Genomic DNA, 21,045 nt, shown 5'->3' on the forward strand with positions numbered 1-21,045 from the left:
AAGGAGTTCGCCATGCAGCACTTTCAAGCCATCGCTTTGTTTGCGTTTTTAAGCATCATCACGCCCGGACCCAACAACCTGATGATCATGACCAGCAGCATGAATTTTGGTGTGCGAAAAAGCCTGCCGCATTTCTTCGGCATCATTGTGGGCTTTCCGCTGATGCTGGTGGCCATGGGGCTTGGTTTGAATGCTGTGTTTGAAAGCCTGCCCTGGTTTCACAATGCACTGTTGGTGTTCAGCTTGCTGATGATGGTGTATTTGGCGTGGCGAATTGCCAGCTTTTCACCTTCCGAGGATGCGCTGAAACCTGGTTCCAGGCCCTTGAGCTTTGTCAACGCCGTGCTGTTTCAATGGGTCAATCCCAAAGCCTGGTTCATGGCGACTGCCGCCGTGGCCCTGTTTCCCGCCCGCTCGAATACGCCTGTGCTGGATGTGTTGATGGTGGCCGTGATCATGGCCAGTGTGGGCCTGTTGTGTGTGGGCGTGTGGCTGGTGTTGGGTGCGCGCTTGCGGGCTTTTATCAACAGCCCGCTGCGCTTGAAGTGGTTCAACGGAACCATGGCTGCCAGCCTGGTGCTGTTTTTCGCGTACAGCACCGCACAGGCCGTTTGATCGATCAAGGCAAGGACAGTCGCCAGATATTCCAGGTGGTGGTGCCAAACTGGCGCGTGAAACTGCCCTTGTTGTAGGGCAAGCCATACCGGGCTGCCAAGGCCTGCACCCGTGGTGACATTTCTGCGTAGCGGTTGGCAGGAATGTCCGGGAACAGGTGATGTTCAATTTGGTGGCTCAGGTTGCCCGACAAAATATGGAACAGTTTGCCGCCTTGAATGTTACAGCTGCCCAGCAGTTGGCGCACATACCAGGCTGCGCGGGTTTCGCCTTCCACTTCTTCCTTGGTGAAGTGGTGCACACCTGCCGGGAAGTGGCCGCAGAAAATAATCACATTTGACCAAATATTGCGAATGCCGTTGGCAATCAAATTGGCCACAACGGTGAAGCCCATGGCCACCAAGGCAATGTGCACAATGTCAAAGCCGAAGAACACCGTGAACGGCACGGTGACCGCGGCGCCCAGCAAAGGCCAGCACACATAATCCTTTAACAGCTGGTGGCGCACCTTCCAGCCAATGCGTTTCAGCATGGGGATCACCTCCTTCCAGCTTTTCTGGCCAGCCATGAGTTTGTCTGCTTCCAGATCGTGCAGGGCCACACCCCACTGAAACAGCATCATCAACACAAAATTGATGACCGGGTTGAACAGGTACTTGGCATGCCAGCGTTGGTCGTCGGTAACCCGCAGCACACCGTAGCCAATGTCGGGGTCTTTGCCGTGCACATTGGTCCAGGTGTGATGCACTACGTTGTGGCTGTGTTTCCATTGGTCAGAAGGGCAGACGTTGTCCCATTCCCAGGTGTTGGATTGAATATTGGGATCGCGCATCCAGTCGAACTGGGCGTGCATGATGTTGTGCCCCAGCTCCATGTTCTCAATGCTTTTCGATACCCCCAACATGATCGCGCCCAGTAGCAGCACGGCCCAGAACTGTGGCCAGCCGGTGAATGGCCATTCGCTCATCGGCAATAGGAAAAAGCTGAGAAACACCACAATACGCCCGGCCAGCATCAGGCTGCGCTGCCATTTGATGACGGAGAGGATGTAAGCGCGGTCCTTGCTACCCAGCGAGTCAGCAATTTCATTGCGTATGGCGTCCATTTCGCGACCGAATTCCTCAATGTCGCTGGCGCTCAAATGTTTTGGCATGCCCATGTTGTGTCTCCTGCTTCCCGAGTTGCTTACACTTCGATTTCTGCGTCGCCCACCGCGGCGCACACGCAAATCTGAATCACCTGGCCGGTTTCATTGATCAGTGCATTGGTCCGCAAATCGCGCACGCAGCCGCTGGCCAGTTTCACATCGCAACCGTGGCAAATCCCCATTCGGCAACCGTGTTCCGGATTCAAGCCCGAATCTTCGGCCAGGCGAAGCAGGTTGGTTTCACCGTCTGAGTTGGCGCTCACTTTGCTGTTCAAAAACTTCACCACGCCGGTTTTCACCTCGGTGGGAACGCCAGCCAGTTGAGCGCGGAACCGCTCCGTGTGCACCTGTCGGCGAAGCCCTTCGGCTTCATACAGTTGCTCGATTGAATCGAGCATGGCTTGCGGGCCGCAGGCATACACATCACGTTTTCGCCAGTCGGGGCACAGTTGCTCCAGTTGCTCTTTGGAAAAGTGGGGGCGTTTGCCGGTTATGTCTTCAGGCTTCTGGCCAGGTTCCCGGGTGTGCACCAGGTTCAGTTTGTACAGCTTTTGCTTGTCCGCAATTCCTTTCAGTTCACGCCCAAAAATCACATCGTAAGTGTGGGGCGCGTAGTGAATGTGCACGGTGTTGGGCATTCGCTCTTGCAGCACCAGGCTTCTCAACATGCTCATGATCGGTGTAATGCCGCTGCCCGCAGTAATAAACAGGGGCAGCACAGGCTGTGCGTCGGGCAGGTAAAAGTCGCCTTGTGGCACACCAATCGGCACGTAATCGCCCACTTTCAGCTTGCGCACCAGGTGGTGCGACATGCGGCCATTGTCGATGGCTTTCACCGTGATGGTGAAGCAGCCATCATTGCGTTCCGGGGCTGAACTGATTGAATAGGTGCGCGTGAAATGTTGCCCGCCAATGGGCACGCCAATGCGCAAGTGCTGACCAGGGCGGTGGCTTCGCCAGTTCAGGCCAGGGCGCAAGGTGATAGTGCGCGAGTCCGATGTTTCATCCCACACCGCTTCAACCCGCGCTTGCAGGGCATGAGTACTCCACAGCGGGTTGACCAGTTCGATGTAGTGGGAGGTTCGAAGGGGAAATGCAAAGGCATCGGAGACTTTCGTCACGAGGCCAGCTACACGTTTGATCAATGAGTTGTTGAACTGCGCGGATCCTGCCTCAGACTGCATTGTGTCTCCTCGTTTTTGTATTGTAAAACGAGTGTGCACTGAAACACATTTGAAGTCATTCCGCACTGCACCAGCGGTCGGTGATTTACTGACAGCGCCTAAAGACGGGCGCTGACTTGCATCGGCTTAACGGTTCCTTCCGTAGGCGTCGTGGGAGGAAACCCATTCATCCGCCAGAATGGCGGACAGCAAAGACAAATCTCCGGCCAGTACCGTGGCGCCCACAATCTCAGCCAGTTTGCGAGCTTTGCCAGCCCCCTCGCAGCCCAGCATTTTCAGGCACTCGGCCTGCGTGGCCAGGCCCGTTCCACCGCCTTTGGTGGCGCAGATCACCGAGGGCAATGTGACAGAGAAGTACAAATCCCCATCGGCTGTAATGTCCATGAACACCATGCCTGTGTGGCTTTCCACTACATTGGCTTCATCTTGCCCTGTGGCAATAAACAGGGCGGCAATGCCATTGGCCGAGTGGGGGCCACTGTAGGCACTGCCTGCCAGCTGCGCGCCTATGGCACTACGTTGGCGTTGCTTGAAAATTGTTTCCGGCGTGGTGCGGGCAAGCCGTTGCAGTACCTCGCGCTTGATGGTGGCTTCCGCAATCACACGCTTGCCCCGGCTGTGCAGCAGGTTCATGTGCGAATGTTTTTTGTCGGTTTCTATGGCACCACTCAATGCGAAATAGCTGATGGCCTCCGGGCTGTTTTTCAGCACCCATTGGCAGGCTGCGTGCGTGGCTTTGCCGCACATGTTCTGGCCGGCTGCATCACCTGTGGTGTAGTTAAAGCGCGTGTACACCATGCGCGCCACTTGCCAGGTTTGAATGTGCTCCAGTTTGCCAAAGCTGGTGGTTTTTTCTGCTTCGGCTTTGACCGTGGCCAGGTTTTCATTGATCCATTGCAAAAACCTTTTGGCCGCGCGGGCATCCTCGAATTCAAAAAGTGGTGCACGTTGCATGTATTCCTCGGCCACCGTCACCTTTACGCCGCCCGATTCGCTCACCATTCGCATGCCCCGGCTATAACTGGCCACCAGTGTGCCTTCGGTCGTGGCCAGTGGCACGTAAAACCAGCCTTGGGCATGTTCACCATGAATCAACACTGGTCCTGCCACACCCACCGGCATTTGCACCACACCAATGAAGTTCTCAGTGTTGCTTTTCAAACTTTCAGGGGGCAGGGAATAGGTGCCAGTGTGGTGCAAGCTAGCTCCGGTTTGTTGTGTTAAAAATTCGCGGCGCGCTTTGGCAGCATCTTCCGAATAGTTGTCGTCAAAACGTGGAATGGGTGTGCGGGTCATCAGCGGGCTCGTCTTTCTGTTTATTTGCGCTTGGGTTTGGTGCCACGGGTGACCGCAGCAATCGACTCTTCGTAGCCGCTCACCAGCTTGCCAATGTTTTCCAGCTTGGCCTTCAGCACATTGAGTTCCATTTGGGTGCGGTCCAGTTGCATGGTCAGGTGGGCGTTGTCTTTCTCCAGCCCGACCATGGTTTTGTGCAGCTCGCGGTTTTCCTGCTCCAGTTCTTTGTTGGCTTGATACATTTTCAACAAGTTGGCTTGCAAGCCTTTGACCTTGTCCTGAACACCATCTACTGTTTGCTTGATACCGGTTTCAAATTGATTCACCTGGTCAACCACTGCGTTGATCAAGTGTCCTGCAGGCAGGCTGGATGCCCTTTTCTGTGCCGCGCTTTTCAGTTTGCGCAATGCGTTACCACCTTTCTCTGCCACGCCCATGCTTGTCTCCTGATTGTTGTTTTTGGAATTACAAGCAAAGAGTAGCAAGTTTCCAAACGCCAGTGGCGCTTAATCTAAAGATTCTCCGCCATTCAGCGTATTGCAGCTGGGTTGATAAGGTCCTCTAAACCGCGTGTCAATCTGAATTCCAGATTGCTGATTAATCAATCGTTTGATATATTTTTAAATCAATCGATTGAATTAATTCTGGATTTTTCCCATGCTTCAAGACAAGCAGCAGTCCGCACGGCAAAAGCTGGTGCAGGCCGCACTGATCACCTTCGCTGAAAAAGGCTATGAGGGCGCTTCTACGCGCGAAATCGCCGACAAGGCGGGTGCCAATATATCCTCTATTCGCTATTACTTCGGCGACAAGGCTGGTCTTTACAGGGCCGCTTATACCGAGCCCCTGTGCGGCACGCCGTTTGAGCAGGGCATTCCTGATTTGAACAGCACCGATGTGGACAAGGCGCTGAAGCAATTGTTCCGGGATTTTCTGGAGCCTTTGAAGCACGGTGAAACATTTCGTTTGGTGATGAAATTGCACTTTCGCGAAATGATTGAACCCACCGGTGCCTGGGAACATGAAATAGACGCGGAAATCAAGCCACAGCACATGGCCTTGGTCAACATGCTGACCGCCTATTTTGGTTTGACCAAACCCGACCTGGACATTCAACGCCTGGCCTTCGCCATGATGGGCATGGCGGTTAATTTTTATGTGGCTCAAGATGTGGTCGATGTGATTTGCCCCAAATTGATGGGCAACGCCAAAGCCATTGATACCTTGAGTGATCGCTTGGCCGGTTATGCCAAGGCCATGCTGGAAAGTGAAAGCAAACGACGCAAACAGGATTGCAGCAAATGAACATTTCAATGGTTTTAAGCAAATACCCCGTCGCCATGCTCGCGGCAACCTTGCTGCTGGGAGCTTGTTCACCCAGCGCCGAGCAAGCCGAGCCTGAAGTGGCAGGCGACACACAAGCGCCCGGCAAAGCCAGTTTGTCGGTTCAGTTGGCTGTGATTGAACAGAAAACGATTCCGCTGAAACTGTCGGTGAATGGCAGCGTGGCGGCCTGGCAAGAGGCCGTGATCGGTTCCCAGTTGAACGGTGTACGCATTGATGCCTTGCGGGCTGAAGTGGGCGATGTGGTCAAGAAAGGTCAAACGCTGGCCGTATTCGATCAACAAACGGTGAATGCCGATTTGGCACAGGCCAAAGCGGGAGTGGCCGAGGCGCAAGCCCTGTTTGAACAAGCCAGGTTGAATGCCGACATGATTCGCAACATCACCGACCAAGGGGCGGTCAGTGCACAGGAGCGCAATCAGGTCATCGCCGCAGAGAAGTCTGCACAGGCCCGTTTGTTGTCAGCCAAGGCGCTTCAAACCCAACAGGAAATTCGTTTGCGCAACACCACGGTCACTGCCCTGGACGATGGCGTGATCAGCGCGCGCACGGCCACCTTGGGTTCAGTGCCAGCCCCGGGGCAAGAGCTGTTTCGCTTGGTGCGTCAGCAGCGCCTGGAGTGGCAGGCGGAGGTCACGGATTCTGAGTTGACTCGCATCAAGGAGGGCATGGCAGTGCAGGTGCTCCATGAAGCAGAGCCCATCAAGGGGATTGTTCGTACCATCAGCCCGGTCATCAATTCACAATCAAGAAATGGCATGGTGTATGTCGATTTGCCCGGAGCGTATTCCAAGGGCTTGAAGCCTGGCATGTACTTGCGCGGTGAGTTTGATTTGGGTGAACAAACGGCCACGGTGATTCCGCAAACCGCGGTGATTGAACGTGACGGGTTTACCTACGCCTTTACGCTGGATGAAAAAACCAGTCAGGTTCAACGCGTGAAGCTGGAGGTGAACCGGGCCCAGGGCGAATTCATTGAAGTGCTCAATGGTTTGAAGCCTGGTGACAAGGTGGTGAGAAGCGGTGTGGCCTTCCTGGCCCATGGTGATTTCGTGAAGGTGGTTCAGTGAACGTCTCAACCTGGTCAATCAAGAACCCGATTCCTGCGGTGATGCTGTTTTTCCTGCTCACGGTGGCAGGGCTCTTCAGCTTTTCAAGCATGAAGATCCAGCAGTTTCCGGACATCGAGTTGCCCACGGTGCTGGTGACTGCCAGCCTGCCGGGTGCATCGCCTGCGCAGCTTGAAAATGATGTAGCGCGCAAAATTGAAAACTCGCTGGCCACACTGCAACAACTCAAACACATCTACACCAAGATTCAGGACGGCATCGTTAGTATCACCGTTGAATTCAACCTGGAAAAAGACACCCAGGAAGCGGTGGACGATGTGCGTTCTGCGGTGTCCCGTGTGCGTGCAGACTTGCCCACTGATCTGCGCGACCCGGTGATCAACAAACTGGAGCTGAGCGGTGCCCCGGTGCTGGCTTACACCATTGCATCCACAGCTTTTGATGAAGAAGGTTTGTCCTGGTATGTGGACGACACCATCACCAAAACCCTGTTGAACGTGAAAGGTGTGGGCGCTGTAAACCGGGTGGGCGGTGTAACACGCCAGGTGGTGGTTGAATTAGACCCGTTGAAGATGCAGGCCCTGGGTGTGAGTGCGCTGGACGTGTCGCGCCAGTTGCGCAACACCCAGCTGGAGGCCGCGGGTGGTCGCGCAGACTTGGGCGTTGGCGAGCAACCATTGCGTACCATCGCCACCGTGGAGAATGCCAATCAGTTAAAGGAAATCTCCATCTCCTTGAGCAATGGTCGCCGGGTCAAGCTGACTGAAATTGCCACGATCAAAGACACGATTGCAGACCGGCGTTCGGCGGCTTTACTGAATGGTCAGGACGTGGTGGGTTTTGAGATCACGCGAAGCAAGGGTGCCAGTGAAGTGGAAGTGGGGCAGGGGGTGGCCAAGGCGCTGGCTGATCTGCAGGCTCAGCGGCCCGACCTCACCATTGTGGAGGCGTTCAACTTCGTGGAGCCTGTGAAAGAGGATTTCGACAGCTCCATGAAAATGCTCTACGAGGGAGCATTTCTGGCCGTGGTGGTGGTGTGGTTTTTCCTGCGCGACTGGCGCGCCACCTTTGTGTCTGCAGTGGCTTTGCCCTTGTCGATCATTCCGGCTTTTGCCGGCATGTATTACCTGGGCTTCAGTCTGAATGTGGTGTCACTTCTGGCCATGTCGCTGGTGGTGGGTATATTGGTGGACGATGCCATCGTGGAGGTTGAAAACATCGTTCGACACTCCAGAATGGGCAAGAACCCGATTGATGCTGCACGCGAAGCCGCCGATGAAATCGGTCTGGCAGTGATTGCCACCACATTTACCTTGATTGCCGTGTTCCTGCCCACCGCATTCATGAGCGGCGTGGCTGGCAAGTTTTTCGTTCAATTTGGCTGGACAGCCTCACTGGCTGTGTTCGCCTCACTGGTGGTGGCGCGCATGCTGACGCCCATGATGGCAGCTTACATGCTCAAGCCAGCGGGTCACGAAAGCGAGAAAAACGAGCCCGGGAAAATGATGGTCCGCTACCTGGACTGGGTACGCTGGGCGCTGGCTCACAGGTGGATTACCTGTATTGCGGCGGGTGCTTTTTTCGTGGGCTCCATCATGTTGATCCCACTGTTGCCCACCGGTTTTATTCCGCCCGATGATCTGTCACAAACCCAGGTTTATCTGGAACTGCAACCGGGCAGCACGTACGAGCAAACTCGTGAGGCTGCGGAAAAAGCCCGTGAGCTGGTCAGTGAAGTGGAATACGTTCGCAGTGTGTACACCACCATTGGCGGTGGTTCTGCGGGAACGGATCCATTCATGATGAGCGGTCAGGCCGAGGTGCGCAAAGCCACGCTCACGGTGCTGCTCGATCCGCGCGGTGAACGCGCCGTACGCAAGCAAGTGACCGAAACACAAATGCGTGAGGCGCTCAGCAACCTGCCCGGTGTGCGTTACAAAGTGGGGCTGGGTGCGTCTGGCGAGAAGTATGTGTTGGTGCTGTCAGGCGATGATGGTGACGCGTTGTCCAAGGCCGCCGCGGAAGTGGAGCGTGATCTTCGCACCATTCCCGGTTTGGGCTCCATTGCATCCAGTGCAGCTTTGGTTCGTCCCGAAGTCTGGATCAAGCCCGATTTTGCCAAGGCGGCCGATTTGGGCGTCAGCACCGCAGCCATGGGCGAAACCCTGCGTGTCGCCACGGTCGGTGATTATGACGCGGCCTTGCCCAAACTGAATTTGTCTCAACGCCAGGTGCCGATCGTGGTTCGTCTGGACGAGGCAGCGCGTGCCGACCTCAGCGTGCTTGAGCGCCTTGCAGTGCCTCCAGCAAGCCAGGAGTGCCCCAGTGTGCCTTTGAACCAGGTCGCCACTTTGGGCATCAACGCGGGCCCCTCGGTGATTGATCGTTACGATCGTGCCCGCAACGTGAACTTTGAAATTGAATTGCAGGGTCAACCGTTGGGTGATGTGGCTGCAGCGGTTCAGCAACTGCCCAGCATCAAAAAACCTGCCACCTGGTGTGGCTCAACGCAATATCGGTGATGCCGAGGTGATGGAAGAACTGTTCGCCAGTTTCGGTTTGGCCATGCTCACAGGTGTGTTGTGCATTTTTGTGGTGCTGGTGTTGTTGTTCAAGGATTTCCTGCAACCAGTCACCATTCTGGCCGCACTTCCGCTGAGTTTGGGGGGGGCATTCGTGGGTCTGTTGATTGCGGGTAAAAGCTTCTCCATGCCCTCACTGATCGGCTTGATCATGTTGATGGGCATTGCCACCAAGAATTCGATTCTGTTGGTGGAGTACGCCATCATGGCGCGCAATGACAAAGGCATGAGCAGGCTGGATGCGGTGGTGGACGCCTGTCACAAGCGCGCCCGCCCCATCATCATGACTACGATTGCCATGGCGGCGGGCATGTTACCCATCGCCATTGGCACTGGCGATGCAGACACCAGCTTTCGCAGTCCAATGGCGATTGCGGTCATCGGTGGTTTGATGACATCCACTTTCTTGAGCCTCTTGGTTATTCCCGTGGTGTATACCTTGATGGATGACTTTGAGCATGGCATGAAAAGTTTGTATCAAAAAATGGGTTCAACATTCAAGCAGTCTGGAGCACGCAACACATGAAAGCAGCCGCAAAGAAATTCAAGACCATTGAAGTGGATGGCAAGCAACGTTATTACGAACCGGCGCCGAAGGGAATCAGCGCCGCCAATTTCAAAAAAGTAGTGGAAAGCCGAAGGTCGGTTCGCAAGTTCACTGACAAACCCATTCCCAAAGAGGTGTTAGACGAATGCCTGGACATGGCTTTGTTGGCCCCGTGTTCGTCAGGCTTGCAGCCGTGGGAGTTTTACGTTGTCAAAACGCCAGCGAAAAAAGCCAAGCTGGTGACCGCCTGTCTGGGCCAGTTGGCTGCAAAAACCGCGCAGGAATTGATTGTGTGCGTGGCGCGCGTAGACCGTGTCAGCGACTTTTCCAAGAAAATGATCAAAGACTGGCCCATGCCGGAAGTGCCCACACTGGTGCGCCGTTATTACCAGTTAATTCCTTACAATTATTCACCCGGCCCTTTGAACAGTTTTGCCATGGTGAAAAAAGCAGCATCCAATGTGGGTGGTTTGATTGCACCTTTGCCACGCGGCCCCTACACCCGCAGCGAGGTGGAATTGTGGGCGGCAAAAAGCGCGGCACTGGCTTGTGAAAACCTGGTGCTGGCATTTCGTGCGCACGGTTTTGATACCTGCATGATGGAAGGTTACGATGAAGCCCGTGTTCGCAAATTGTTGAAGCTCAGCGACGACGCGTTCCCCATCATGGTGATTGGCGCTGGCGAGCGCGCTGACGACGGCGTTTTCTGGCCTCAAATCCGATTTGAGCGGGAATTGTTCGTACACGAAGTGTAATTGTTCTGCTGCGGTAAGCCCTTAATCCCGGTTTGCATCTGTCAAGGCCCGCCCCTCGGGCAGCAACACGCAGGCTTCGGGTTTGTCTTGCAACAGCAATTCGAATGCGGCTGACGGTGCGCGGTGGATGTCAGCCTGGGGTGTTACCCATGTCACCGGCACGGCGCCTGTGGAAACAACAGTTCGAAACATTGCCCGTGTCACGGCCAGTGGCAATGCGGTGCGTATTCGTTTCATCAACCTGAGCGATCAGCCCATGCAAATTGGTGCCGCAAGCATTGGTATGCGTCAAGGCGCCACAGGCGCAAACCTGAAGTTGAACAGCAGCAAGGCAGTCACCTTCAACTGCGGCCAAACCAGCGCCACCATTCCGCCCCAAACCGAATCGTTTTACAGCGATCCGATTGCGTTCAAAGTGAGCAATCAGGATGATCTTGCGGTTAGCCTGTATGTGAAGGGTGCAGACAACCCGGGCGAGTACGGAGCCACCTGGATTGAATCCTACAAATTGCCCAATGGCTCAGGCAATCAAACCCTTGAGGATTCCGGGGCGGGTTACGGTTTGATCGATGACACCCGTTTTTCCACGCCTCCCGGTTTGCCTATCATGTGCAATGGTTGCGCGGTGTACGCGCTTCGCGACATTGAGGTGCTCACCAGGGACGCAAAAGGAGCCATGGTGTTTTTGGGCAGTTCCAGCTTCCATGGTTACAACACCAGCCAGAATGGTTTCAAGCGCATCAGCGATTTGCTGTCGGTTCGAATGTTGAATGAGATTACACCGGGACAGCGCAACACCATTGTGAACCGGGGCATTGGCGGAGATACCTTGCAGAATGCCAGCGCGACGCGCCTACAACGGGATGTGTTCGACACCGTGGGTGTCAGTTCGGTGGTGGTCTGGGTCACCAATGATTTGTCCAGCCGAAGTGCCGATGAAATCATCGCCAATTACAAGGATGTCATTGCCCAAGCCCACGCACGCGGCATCAATGTGTTTTGCCCCACCTGGATTCCCGGTGCCCAATCGTTTCAGGCCAACTTGACCGGTGAACGCGCCAAATTGAATGACTGGATATTGAACAGTGGCGAGTGTGATGGCGTGGCGGATTACAACGCAGAAGTGGAGGCCCCGGGCGGGCTTACATTCCTGCCACAGTACAACAGTGGCGATTTCATTCACTCCAACGATGCGGGGCACGCGCTATGGGCAGCGGCAACACCGTTGGGTGAATGGGTGGGCAAGGCCAAACCGCGTTGAAAATCATTCAACCAGATACTGCACCCTGGTGACCACTCGAATCTTCTTCATCACCGAGTTTTCGCCACCGTAATCGCCCAGTGGCGCTGAAATGGAAAACAATCCCTGGGTGGCTGTTTTCAAGGCACCCACTTTCACGCCTGAATCGGCTGCAAAAGTTTGTGCAGCCTCCTTGGCATTGTCGGTGGCGGCTTTCAGCATCCGGGGCTTGATGCTGTTCAAGTCAGTGAAGTAAAACTGAATAAAGCTCGACTCGACCAGAATGCCCTCGTTGAGGAACACATCGCTGTTCAGCGAGGCCTGTTCCACCGCATCCACCTTGGCGGTCTCCAGCACGAAGCCACCTTGTGCACGCCAACGTTTGCCGGGTTCAACCGGCGCGCCATTTGGGTTTACGTTTTCAAAAATGGTCACCGGTTGGCGGCGAATGTCGCTGGCCTCAAAGCCCATGCCCAGCACCAGGCTTTCCAGTTTCTCCAGCTGTTTCGTCCAGGTGGCACCCGCGGCTTGTGGTGTGTCTGCGAGCACTGAAAAAGACAGGTTCCAGCTTGCTTTGTCCGATTTCACAAGTTCTTCGGCCAGGCCTCGCACTTCGATGAACTGGTCGTACTTTCTAAAATCCTTCACCGCAGAGGCCATTAAAAAACCGGCCACCATCACTCCCGCAGCCAATACCACAGAGCCCAGAAGGCCCATGCCACCTTGTTGTTTGTGTGAATACAGCGCGCGTTTCGACATGGGATTCTCCTGAGTATCGGGCTTGACTGATGTTGTACAGCTTTAGCGTGAAGAACGTTTTACTTTAAATGCCGTTGTCCATTCATTGAACAAATATTTGAAGAACGCGCCGATGATGCTCATGGACGGTTTGGCCTCAAGACCATCTGCCAATCGGAAGATCTGTTGGTAATACCAGGCCTGCGCGCCCAGCACATTAATCAACTTCAAGGGAAGCACCGGGCTGGCTGGTGAAAAAATTCCCTTGTCGGCCAACTTCAGCATGTTTTCAAAACTTGCGGCACGATCAATTTTTCCGTTCATCAATTGCTTGGGTGTGTCCGGGTGTGTGCACAGCGGGCGACCCAGTCCAATCACATCGCACACGCCATCGCTCAATGCTTCTTCCATGGCTTCGCGGCTGCGAAAACCACCGGTTACCATCAAGGGCATGGTGGCCACTTCTCGAATGGCTCTTGCGTAGTTCAGAAAGTAAGCTTCGCGTTTTTTGGTGCTTTCCCGCTGGGCGGGTTGTTCGTCTTTCACAGAATCAGCCGCACCGGTGTGGCCCAGCAAACGCGGCTGCTCGTAGGTGCCCCCTGAAATTTCCAGCAGATCGATTTTCTCGTCATTCAGCCATTTCACCACCTGCAAACATTCCTCATTGGAAAAACCGCCTTTGCGGAAGTCATCCGAATTCAGCTTGACTGCAACGGGAAACGCAGGCCCCACCGCTTTGCGAACGGCACGCACAGCCTCCAACAAAAAGCGGGCACGGTTTTCCAGGCTACCGCCCCATTGGTCAGTGCGCTGGTTCGTCACTGGCGACAGGAAAGACGACAGCAAATAACCATGTGCCCCGTGTACCTGTACGCCCGTAAAACCGGCTTCTTTGGCGATGCGGGCCACGCGTGCAAAGCGTTGAATCAGGTCCAGGATTTCATCCTCGCGCAAAGCCCGGGGTGGAGCGTAGTTGCCCAGCAGTTCCAGCTGAACAGCAGAAGGGCCGACGGGTTGGGAGGTGACGTAGCGGGGCGACTGTCGCCCGGCATGTGAAATTTGCATCCACAGGTGGTTGCCATTGCTGGTACCTGCTTTGGCCCAGGCGCGCAGGGCGTCCATGCCCTCGGGTTCGCCGTGTTCGGGGGCCGGGTCGATGGATACATTGCCAGGTCGCTCCAGAATGTTTCGGTCAATCAACACATTGCCCGTGATCAAAATGCCCGCACCACCCTCGGCCCAGCGCTTGTACAGCGTGGCGTGGCGGTGTGTGGCTTGCAGCTTCGAATTGGCCACACCTTCTGTCATGGCCGCTTTGCAAAGCCGGTTGGGAACGACCACGCCACAAGGCAGTGTGAAGGGTTGTTTTAATTCGGGTTGCTTCAGTTCAATCGAATTCATGGTTTAACCAATCCAGAGCAGTGAAAGTGACAGCGCACCCGCATAAAAAACAGCCAGGGCCAGTGCACCAGTAATTTGTTGAAAAGTGGATTTGTTGCCCAGCACGTTCCACAGCCACAGTGCCCCCATGGCCAGCAACATTTCCGGAATCAGGGGGTAAAGCGCAAAGCCCTGCACCTGGAGCACCTCTTGTGCATGCCACAGGTTCATGGGGCGTGCAGCCCATTCCCAAATCAGGAACCCACCCAGCGAGAGTGCTGCCACCACCGGGTAGGGTTTTGAGGTAGCCAGTGCCAGCCAGCACACTTGCCACAACAACATGATCCACAAACCCATGAAATACACGGGCACCGCACCACCCAAGCGCACAATCCCGTGATCGGGAAAGGTCAATGTACCCATGCGTTCCACCAGCATCCAGTCGGCACAGGGCAGGGCAATCGAAAGTGGCAGCAGGAACTTCCACAAGCGGACCCATTCGCCGTGTCCCCTCAACACGCCAGCCAATGGAAGCGCAATGTTGTAGGCCACCGCAAACACCAGCAACGCAACGCCCAGGGTGTTGCCAGTGGTGTTCAAAGCAACCGGAATGGCAACTGCAAAAAATGCGGCATGAAACACCAAGGCATCACGCACGCCTTTTGAATCGACACGGTTCATCGCGCGGCTCCCCGTATCAAGGCATTCAGAATGTTGATGATCTCTTCGCTAAGCTCGGGAATGTCGGGCGGGTTCTCCAGCATCAGCCATTCGGCCAGCAACTCATTGATGCCGCCCACCAAGGCGACGCTCACCAAATGGTAGTTGCGTTTGGGCAGCTCGCCTTTGCTCACCAAATTGTTCAGATAAGCTTCAATCAAACCGGCCATGTCATGAATGGCCTCGCGGCGGCGAGCCTCCATCTGCGGGCTCACACCCACCACCTCAAGAACGCCCACTCGGGCATGTCGGCTGTCTTCCAGGTAGTGATGCACCATGGCGCTCACTGCCAGTGGTATTTGTTCCGACAAATTCAGCTTGGGCGCGGACATGGCTTTCAACACGCCTGCACGAAGATCTGCGATGATATTGTCGTATAGCGCGCGAAGTATCGCCTCGCGGCTGTCAAACAACTGGTAGAAGTGGCGCGCTGTTACTTTGGCTTCGCTGCACAAGGCTTCAATTGTGGTGCGCGCGTAACCTTGCCGCGCAAACAGTTCAAGCGCTGCGGCCAGCAAACGTGCCTTTCGCTCCTCGGCGCGCTGTTCGGCGGCCACGCCTCCATAAGCCCTTGTGGGTGTTTTGCTCATTCAATGTTCACTTTTGACAAGATTTCTTGTCCAAATTATAGTGAGCTTGTTTCAGAAAGCGCAACCAAAGATTAGGGGCAGGGATCATGTTCACTCGCATCAGTCACTTCGACGGCACCCGCGATGCTTTGCGGCCCATGCAACGCGTGGACAATGTGCGCGAGGCCGCCAAGGATTTTCGTCGCGACATGCTGGCCAAACCCCAGGTGCTGTTCTACAAAACCTTCGAGTTGGTGCGCGTGCCATATCCCAGCAAATTTGCTTATCTGAATGCATTCGGTCTGCCCACACCCTTTGTGCACCTGTGCAACCGCTTGTTTGTCATTCAGTTTTCCAGCAGTGAGGGTGTCAAAACACTGTTGGTCAGCCCATCCGATTGGGAACACCAGCGTGCCACCCCATTTTTCGCGCACCTGGATGCCAAAGCCGGCCCCCTGGTGGGCGTGATGGAAGCGATGGTGCTGAAGAAAACCTCCACCGTGCTGAAGTGCCTGGCCAGCATCGGGCTGCGGCCTGAAGATGTGGATTACATCACCTACGATCACCTTCACACGCAAAATGTGAGCCGCTGGCTTGGAGCCAATGGGCAAACGCCGATATTCCCGAACGCAAAGCTGTTGGTGATGCGGGAGGAATGGGAAAGTGCGCAGGCTTTAATTCCCTGGCAGAACCAGTGGTATTGCCCCCAAGGCACGCAAGGCATTGCGCCTGAACGAATTGAATTGCTGGATGACAGTGTCTGGCTGGGTGACGGTGCGGTCGCTCTGGTACGCACCAAAGGTCACACTGAAGGGAATCACTCGATTGTGGCCCACACCGGGCAGGGTTTGTTGGTGACCAGTGAAAACGGGGTCAGCCTCGACGCCTATGAGCCCAGGCATTCCAGAATCAGCGGGCTTGCCGACTTTGCCAAAAGGACTGGCGCAGAAGTGATCATCAATGGCAACACGCAGGAATACGTGGTGGACCAATACATTTCCATGGTGCAGGAAAAAAGCATTGCCGGACCAAGCCCGGTGGATGATCGTTTTCCGAATGTGGTGCCGTCTTCCGAGGCACAGCCTTACTGGCTGTTCCCCGGCACTGCTCCCACCGCACGGTCGGGCAGTTTTGAGTTTGGACGGTTTGTGGTGCCTGCCTAATTACTTGATGTAGCTGCAGCAGTAATCCACGGGTGTTTTCACTTTCAACTGGAATTTGGCGTTGGCCGGTACTTCGAATGACTGGCCACCCGTAATGGCTTTCCAGCTTTCACCGGGCAAACACACATCCATATCACCCGCCAGAATTTCCATGATTTCTTTTTCTGCGGTACCAAATTCATAGTCGCCTGGCAGCATCACACCCAATGTTTTTTTCGTGCCATCGGCAAATAACACTGTGCGGCTGGTGACCTTGCCGTCGAAATAAATATTGGCGGCTTTTACCACGGTGACATTCTCGAATTGAGCCATTTGATTTCCCCTTGAATGCAAAAATTTTGGATGCTGAATGATGCCTTAATTTCATTCGATTGCGGCGTTCTGCACCGTGTATTTGCCATCTCGAATCCCCCCAATTTTGATCCCCCTAAATGGGTTCTTTCGTGGTTTTAAAACAATTTTTACAAAAAACCCCTACATCTTGTCAGTAAAAACCTTACATATTCGGTATATTCGCTACCTAGTAATGGTTAACCAAAATTAGTTAACCCCCACTCAATCGGAACATCAGCAAGGAATTCACATGTCGAACGAAATGGCCTCGGTGGGCATTTTGAAAACGCAGGCTGTGGGCGTGACCGTGCAGCGAATGGGTCAAACCCTGACCCTGGAACCCGGTGACCCGGTATTTTGGGACGACACCATTGTGAACAACAGCCGCCAAATGGTGCAGGTGGAAATGCCCGCCTTGCATCCAGGTCACGGCGATGCCTTGCTTGAACTCGCACCGAATGCATCTGCCAGGCTGGATGCGCTGGAGTCCGATGTACCAGACTCGCCCGCCCGCACTGAAGTGACCGCGCTGAGCGAGGGTGTTGAGCTTTACGAAGTCAGTGATGCAGTCAATACCGCTGTGTTGGCGCCCCAAGACGGCGAATTCTCCGGACTGGTGGGCGCAGGCTTGCTGGCTGGCGGAGCATCGGCGGGTACCGCCGCCGGGGTGATTGGCGCTGGCGTGCTGGGTGCAGCGGTGCTGGACGGTGACGACGATGACGTGGTGGACGCTGGCAACCCCGTGACACCCACCGACCCAACCGATCCGACTGATCCGACTGATCCGACTGATCCGACTGATCCGACTGATCCGACTGATCCGACTGATCCGACTGATCCAACCGATCCGACTGATCCGCCAGTGAGTGCCACTGAGTTGACCGGGCTTGCCGGTTTGCTCGCCGATGTCGCCGACACGCTGGACAATAGCCTCGGAGACATTCCCGGTCTGGGAATTCTCATTGATGGTTTGACCGATTTACTGGGCAGTGGTCAGGGTGATTTGATCCCTTTACCCGGCGGTTTGGCCGACGGTTTGGCTTTTCTTGGCGACGCCATCAAGGATGGTTTGGCCGACATTCCTGTGCTGGGCAACTTGGGCGGTTTGCTCGGTGGCGTGGTGGGTGGTACCACCACTACAGTGCTGACTGGTGATACTGGTGATACTGGTGTCGATGCGGTGTCGGGCCTGTTGAGTGATCTCACAGCCAGCTTGGGTGAGGCTTCGGATACCTTGCCAGGCCTTGAGCAGTTTTCAGGTTCGCTGGAAAGCATGGACACTTTGCCGGGCATGAACAGCACGGATTTGTCATTGGCCTCCACTGTAATTCCCGCCGATTTGTTCAACAGCATTGTGTCGCAAATCACGCAAATTGATCTTTCGCTGTTTGGCATGAACAGCCAGTTTGATGCTGCCTCAGCCGCGATTTCTCCAACGGACTTCACCGATTTCTCGCAGTCCTCCTCTCCCATTAACTCCTCCGCAGCATTTGCAGAATCCATCGTGGTTCAAAACGCTGACTTTGCTTGATTCAAGGAAAACACCATGAACTTTGACAGCCCAGTAGTAGCCTCTGTGACCAATATCGACGGCGACGTGTTCGTGAAGCGAAACGGCATTGAAACGCCTCTTCGCGAAGACATGGTGTTGCAAGCGGGTGACGTTTTGCGCTCCACCAGCAACTCCATTGCAGTGCTCAGCATTCCGGGCACACAGCAACAAATTCCGGCATTCCTCGAAATCTCCAATGGTGGTGTGGCCACACTGGGTTTTGACCCCGATGCAGGCCCCAATGGTCAGGTAGTGATTACATCCAATGCTGGCGAAGGTTTGGGCAACGTCACCCTGGTGTCCGAGTTTGATGGAGAAAACCAGGCGGCAGTGCTGGATGGTCAGGAAGCCACCGGTGAAATGAGTGGTCTCTTTGGTGCTGGCCTGCTGGGCGCTGGTGCAGGTCTGGGTGCTCTGCCATTGGCAGGTGCAGTAGGTGCCGCAGCTGTATTTGCCGGTTCAGACGATGACAATGGCGGTGGTGGCAGCGGTGGTGGCAATCCCGGCGCCTTGCCTGCAGAGAATGCGGGTGGCCTGGCAGAAACCATCAGTGACCTGACCAACAATCTGGGTGAATTGACGGAGCCCGTGCCCGTGGTGGGCGACGTGGTGAATGCTGTAGGCAACGTGATCGAATCCACTTTGGTGGGCGACAACAACGGCGGTTTGAACGGAATTTTGACAGGCTTGACCGATGGCTTGACCAGCGGGCTTGAAGCCACACCTTTGGCACCAGTGGCCAACGTGCTCGACATGGGTCTGGGCACTTTGACTGACCTGCTGGGTGTGGCCGCCAACCAGGTGAGCGGCTTCGGTGAGGGAACACCACTGGCACCCGTGTCTGGCTTGGTGGCCAGCCTGTTGGGAACCACAGGCCCCAATACCGACGGTGGTGTCGGCGGTGTGGTGGGCACTGTGGTGAATGTGGGCGACAGCGTCGGCCAACTGTTGGCCCCGGTGCCGGTGCTGGGTGACCTTGCAGGCACTCTGGGTGGTGTGGTTGATTCAGTGGCCACAGGTAACAACGACGGTGGTTTGGCCGGTGTCCTTAGTGGTCTGGGGGGGGGCCTTCAAGAAGGTTTGGCCCCCACACCTTTGGCCTTGATCGGAGAAGGCGGCAACACCTTGCTGAACACCGTGGGTGGTTTGTTGGGCGGCGTTGGCGATGCGGTGTCGTCGGTCGGCGCCAGCACACCCGCTGCACCAGTCACTAACCTGATTGGTGATCTTGCTGGCTCTCTGGGTGGTGATGTCAGTAATGCCTTGGGCAACATTCCATTCCTCGGCGGTGCGTTGGACAGCTTGACTGGTGGGCTTGGCGGCGGCAGTGCCTTGGGCGACATTCCACTGTTGGGCGGCCTCTTGGAAGGTGGTGCCGATGGGGGCTTGTTGGCCGGCGTGCCTGTATTGGGCGACGTGCTTGGGGGTGATCTGCTCTCCGGTGGGGGTTTGCTTTCCGGCGGAGGTTTGCTTTCCGGTGGTGATGCCTTGGCGGGTATTCCAGTGGTCGGTGACTTGCTGGGTGGTTTGACCTCATCCATCAGTTCGACCAGTGGTGCCGAGGGTGGCTTGCTCGGTGGTTTGCCATTGTTGGGTGACCTGACCAAGACACTGGGATAAATGCAGCTCAACACATACTTACAGTGCTTATCAGAATATCTCGGTTGATGTAATATTCATTGGATTGCCCGATCCGGCCCACTCGATCTACGGACTGCCCATGAAAACCCGCATCACCGAGATGTTCAACATTCAATACCCGCTGGTGTGCCCCGGCATGACCTACGTGGCCAATGCCGATCTGGTGGCTGCCACTGCCAACGCAGGTGGTCTGGGCATTCTGGCCATTGGGCATTTGACGCCTGAACAAACCCTCTCTGAAATTCGCAAGGTTCGAAGCCTCACCAACAAGCCTTTCGGCATTGGTTGCGCATTGATCATGCCGGGTGCCCGTGAAAATCTTGAAGTGGCCCTGAATGAAAAGGTACCCGTGATCAACTTCAGCCTGGGCAGCCCAGCAGACGTTTGCAAGCGTGTGCATGACTACGGCGGCAAAGTGATTGTGACTGTAGTGAACGCCAAACATGCCTTGAAGGCCGAGCAGTCGGGTGCAGATGCCTTGTTGGTGACCGGCCATGAAGCCGCAGCGCACGGCGGTGCTGTCACATCACTGGTGTTGGTGCCCGCAATCCGGCAGGTCACCAAGCTTCCAATGATCGCAGCCGGTGGTTTTGGCACGGGTGGCGGTGTGGTGGCAGCCTTGGCCTTGGGTGCTGATGGTGTGGCCATGGGCACGCGCTGGGCCGCCTCGAAAGAAAGCCCGGTGCATGCCAACACCAAAGAACTGATTGTGAAAAAGGAAGTGGAAGACACCATTTACAGCAAGAACTTTGACAGCATTCCTTGCCGGGTCATGACCACGCCCAACTCCAAAAAAGTGATGTCCAAGCCATTCAATCCCGTGCGTGCCATGTGGCGCGCTTACCTGGCCGCGCGTGAAATGAACAAGCCCCTTTTGGGAATCATCAAAGACGTCTTCAAAATGGGTTTGGAGCAAACACTCACGGTTACTTTTTACGGTGCCGCTGTGCTTCAAATCAAGAAGGCCACCATTGAAGGCAATCACACCCAGGGTGTGCAGTTAATTGGGCAGGTTCAAGGCCTCGTGCAAGACGTTCCTACGGTTGAGGAACTTACACAACGCGTGATGCGCGAGGTACAGGAGGCCTTGGGACAGGTGAATCAGTTGGCTGGAAATGCATCGAGCGGTGCACCCGCTGTACCTGAGAAGATCACACGCATCGCTTGAC

The 21,045-nt window shown here is 55.3% G+C and carries 18 protein-coding genes and 1 pseudogene; 10 read left to right on the forward strand and 9 right to left on the reverse strand.

Annotated features, from left to right (window positions below; translation table 11 throughout):
- The first annotated feature begins 12 nt into the window (after positions 1–12).
- Positions 13–615 (forward strand): LysE family translocator, encoded by a 603-nt coding sequence (locus A0129_RS04410; RefSeq protein WP_291712745.1) that lies wholly within the window; start codon positions 13–15, stop codon positions 613–615.
- Positions 616–619: 4 nt separating this feature from the next.
- On the opposite strand, the gene A0129_RS04415 is transcribed toward A0129_RS04410, so the two are convergent.
- The 4 genes from A0129_RS04415 to A0129_RS04430 all read right to left on the reverse strand — a co-directional run bounded on the left by A0129_RS04415 (position 620) and on the right by A0129_RS04430 (position 4,679).
- Positions 620–1,774 carry an acyl-CoA desaturase gene (locus A0129_RS04415; RefSeq protein WP_291712747.1) on the reverse strand — a complete coding sequence of 385 codons (1,155 nt, stop codon included), beginning with the start codon at positions 1,772–1,774 and terminating at the stop codon, positions 620–622.
- A gap of 26 nt (positions 1,775–1,800) precedes the next feature.
- Entirely contained in the window at positions 1,801–2,946 is a 1,146-nt protein-coding gene (locus A0129_RS04420; protein ID WP_291712749.1) for a ferredoxin reductase, read from the reverse strand.
- Between the two features lie 126 nt (positions 2,947–3,072).
- Positions 3,073–4,242, reverse strand: coding sequence for a hydroxymethylglutaryl-CoA reductase (locus A0129_RS04425; RefSeq protein ID WP_291712751.1), 1,170 nt, complete (start codon positions 4,240–4,242; stop codon positions 3,073–3,075).
- A 20-nt stretch (positions 4,243–4,262) separates the two neighbouring features.
- On the reverse strand, positions 4,263–4,679 hold the full coding sequence (locus A0129_RS04430; protein WP_291712752.1) for a hypothetical protein: 417 nt from the start codon (positions 4,677–4,679) through the stop codon (positions 4,263–4,265).
- A gap of 220 nt (positions 4,680–4,899) precedes the next feature.
- Between A0129_RS04430 and A0129_RS04435 the strand changes: the two genes are divergently transcribed.
- The 5 genes and pseudogenes from A0129_RS04435 (at position 4,900) to A0129_RS04455 (ending at position 11,801) form a co-directional block, all read left to right on the forward strand.
- A complete protein-coding gene (locus tag A0129_RS04435; RefSeq protein ID WP_291712754.1) occupies positions 4,900–5,547 on the forward strand; it encodes a CerR family C-terminal domain-containing protein in 648 nt (215 codons plus the stop codon).
- Positions 5,544–6,656, forward strand: coding sequence for an efflux RND transporter periplasmic adaptor subunit (locus A0129_RS04440; protein ID WP_291712756.1), 1,113 nt, complete (start codon positions 5,544–5,546; stop codon positions 6,654–6,656). The genes A0129_RS04435 and A0129_RS04440 overlap by 4 nt, the downstream gene beginning before the upstream one ends.
- Positions 6,653–9,764, forward strand: a pseudogene (locus A0129_RS04445) (efflux RND transporter permease subunit). Before A0129_RS04440 ends, A0129_RS04445 begins: the two are co-directional and overlap by 4 nt.
- Positions 9,761–10,540, forward strand: a complete 780-nt coding sequence (locus tag A0129_RS04450) for a nitroreductase family protein (RefSeq protein ID WP_291712759.1) — start codon at positions 9,761–9,763, stop codon at positions 10,538–10,540. The pseudogene A0129_RS04445 and the gene A0129_RS04450 overlap by 4 nt, the downstream one beginning before the upstream one ends.
- Before the next feature lie 127 nt (positions 10,541–10,667).
- Positions 10,668–11,801 (forward strand): GDSL-type esterase/lipase family protein, encoded by a 1,134-nt coding sequence (locus A0129_RS04455; RefSeq protein WP_291712761.1) that lies wholly within the window; start codon positions 10,668–10,670, stop codon positions 11,799–11,801.
- A 3-nt stretch (positions 11,802–11,804) separates the two neighbouring features.
- Here A0129_RS04455 and A0129_RS04460 read toward each other — a convergent pair whose 3' ends face one another.
- From A0129_RS04460 to A0129_RS04475, 4 genes are read right to left on the reverse strand one after another with little or no spacing between them, the layout of a single operon-like run.
- On the reverse strand, positions 11,805–12,539 hold the full coding sequence (locus A0129_RS04460) for an SIMPL domain-containing protein (RefSeq protein ID WP_291712763.1): 735 nt from the start codon (positions 12,537–12,539) through the stop codon (positions 11,805–11,807).
- A 42-nt stretch (positions 12,540–12,581) separates the two neighbouring features.
- Entirely contained in the window at positions 12,582–13,919 is a 1,338-nt protein-coding gene (locus tag A0129_RS04465) for an NADH:flavin oxidoreductase/NADH oxidase family protein (protein WP_291712765.1), read from the reverse strand.
- A gap of 3 nt (positions 13,920–13,922) precedes the next feature.
- Positions 13,923–14,579, reverse strand: coding sequence for a hypothetical protein (locus A0129_RS04470; RefSeq protein WP_291712767.1), 657 nt, complete (start codon positions 14,577–14,579; stop codon positions 13,923–13,925).
- Entirely contained in the window at positions 14,576–15,208 is a 633-nt protein-coding gene (locus A0129_RS04475; protein ID WP_291712769.1) for a TetR/AcrR family transcriptional regulator, read from the reverse strand. Before A0129_RS04475 ends, A0129_RS04470 begins: the two co-directional genes overlap by 4 nt.
- A gap of 86 nt (positions 15,209–15,294) precedes the next feature.
- On the opposite strand from A0129_RS04475, the gene A0129_RS04480 reads away from it, so the two are divergent.
- On the forward strand, positions 15,295–16,350 hold the full coding sequence (locus A0129_RS04480; protein WP_291712771.1) for a hypothetical protein: 1,056 nt from the start codon (positions 15,295–15,297) through the stop codon (positions 16,348–16,350).
- On the opposite strand, the gene A0129_RS04485 is transcribed toward A0129_RS04480, so the two are convergent.
- On the reverse strand, positions 16,351–16,662 hold the full coding sequence (locus A0129_RS04485) for a pyrimidine/purine nucleoside phosphorylase (RefSeq protein WP_105029517.1): 312 nt from the start codon (positions 16,660–16,662) through the stop codon (positions 16,351–16,353).
- Between the two features lie 271 nt (positions 16,663–16,933).
- On the opposite strand from A0129_RS04485, the gene A0129_RS04490 reads away from it, so the two are divergent.
- The 3 genes from A0129_RS04490 to A0129_RS04500 all read left to right on the forward strand — a co-directional run bounded on the left by A0129_RS04490 (position 16,934) and on the right by A0129_RS04500 (position 21,044).
- Positions 16,934–18,214, forward strand: coding sequence for a hypothetical protein (locus A0129_RS04490; RefSeq protein ID WP_291712773.1), 1,281 nt, complete (start codon positions 16,934–16,936; stop codon positions 18,212–18,214).
- A gap of 15 nt (positions 18,215–18,229) precedes the next feature.
- Positions 18,230–19,855, forward strand: coding sequence for a hypothetical protein (locus A0129_RS04495; RefSeq protein WP_291712774.1), 1,626 nt, complete (start codon positions 18,230–18,232; stop codon positions 19,853–19,855).
- Positions 19,856–19,955: 100 nt separating this feature from the next.
- Positions 19,956–21,044, forward strand: a complete 1,089-nt coding sequence (locus tag A0129_RS04500; protein WP_291712777.1) for a nitronate monooxygenase family protein — start codon at positions 19,956–19,958, stop codon at positions 21,042–21,044.
- Position 21,045 lies beyond the last annotated feature (1 nt).

This window comes from Limnobacter sp. CACIAM 66H1, from assembly GCF_001601825.1.
Lineage (GTDB): Bacteria > Pseudomonadota > Gammaproteobacteria > Burkholderiales > Burkholderiaceae_B > Limnobacter.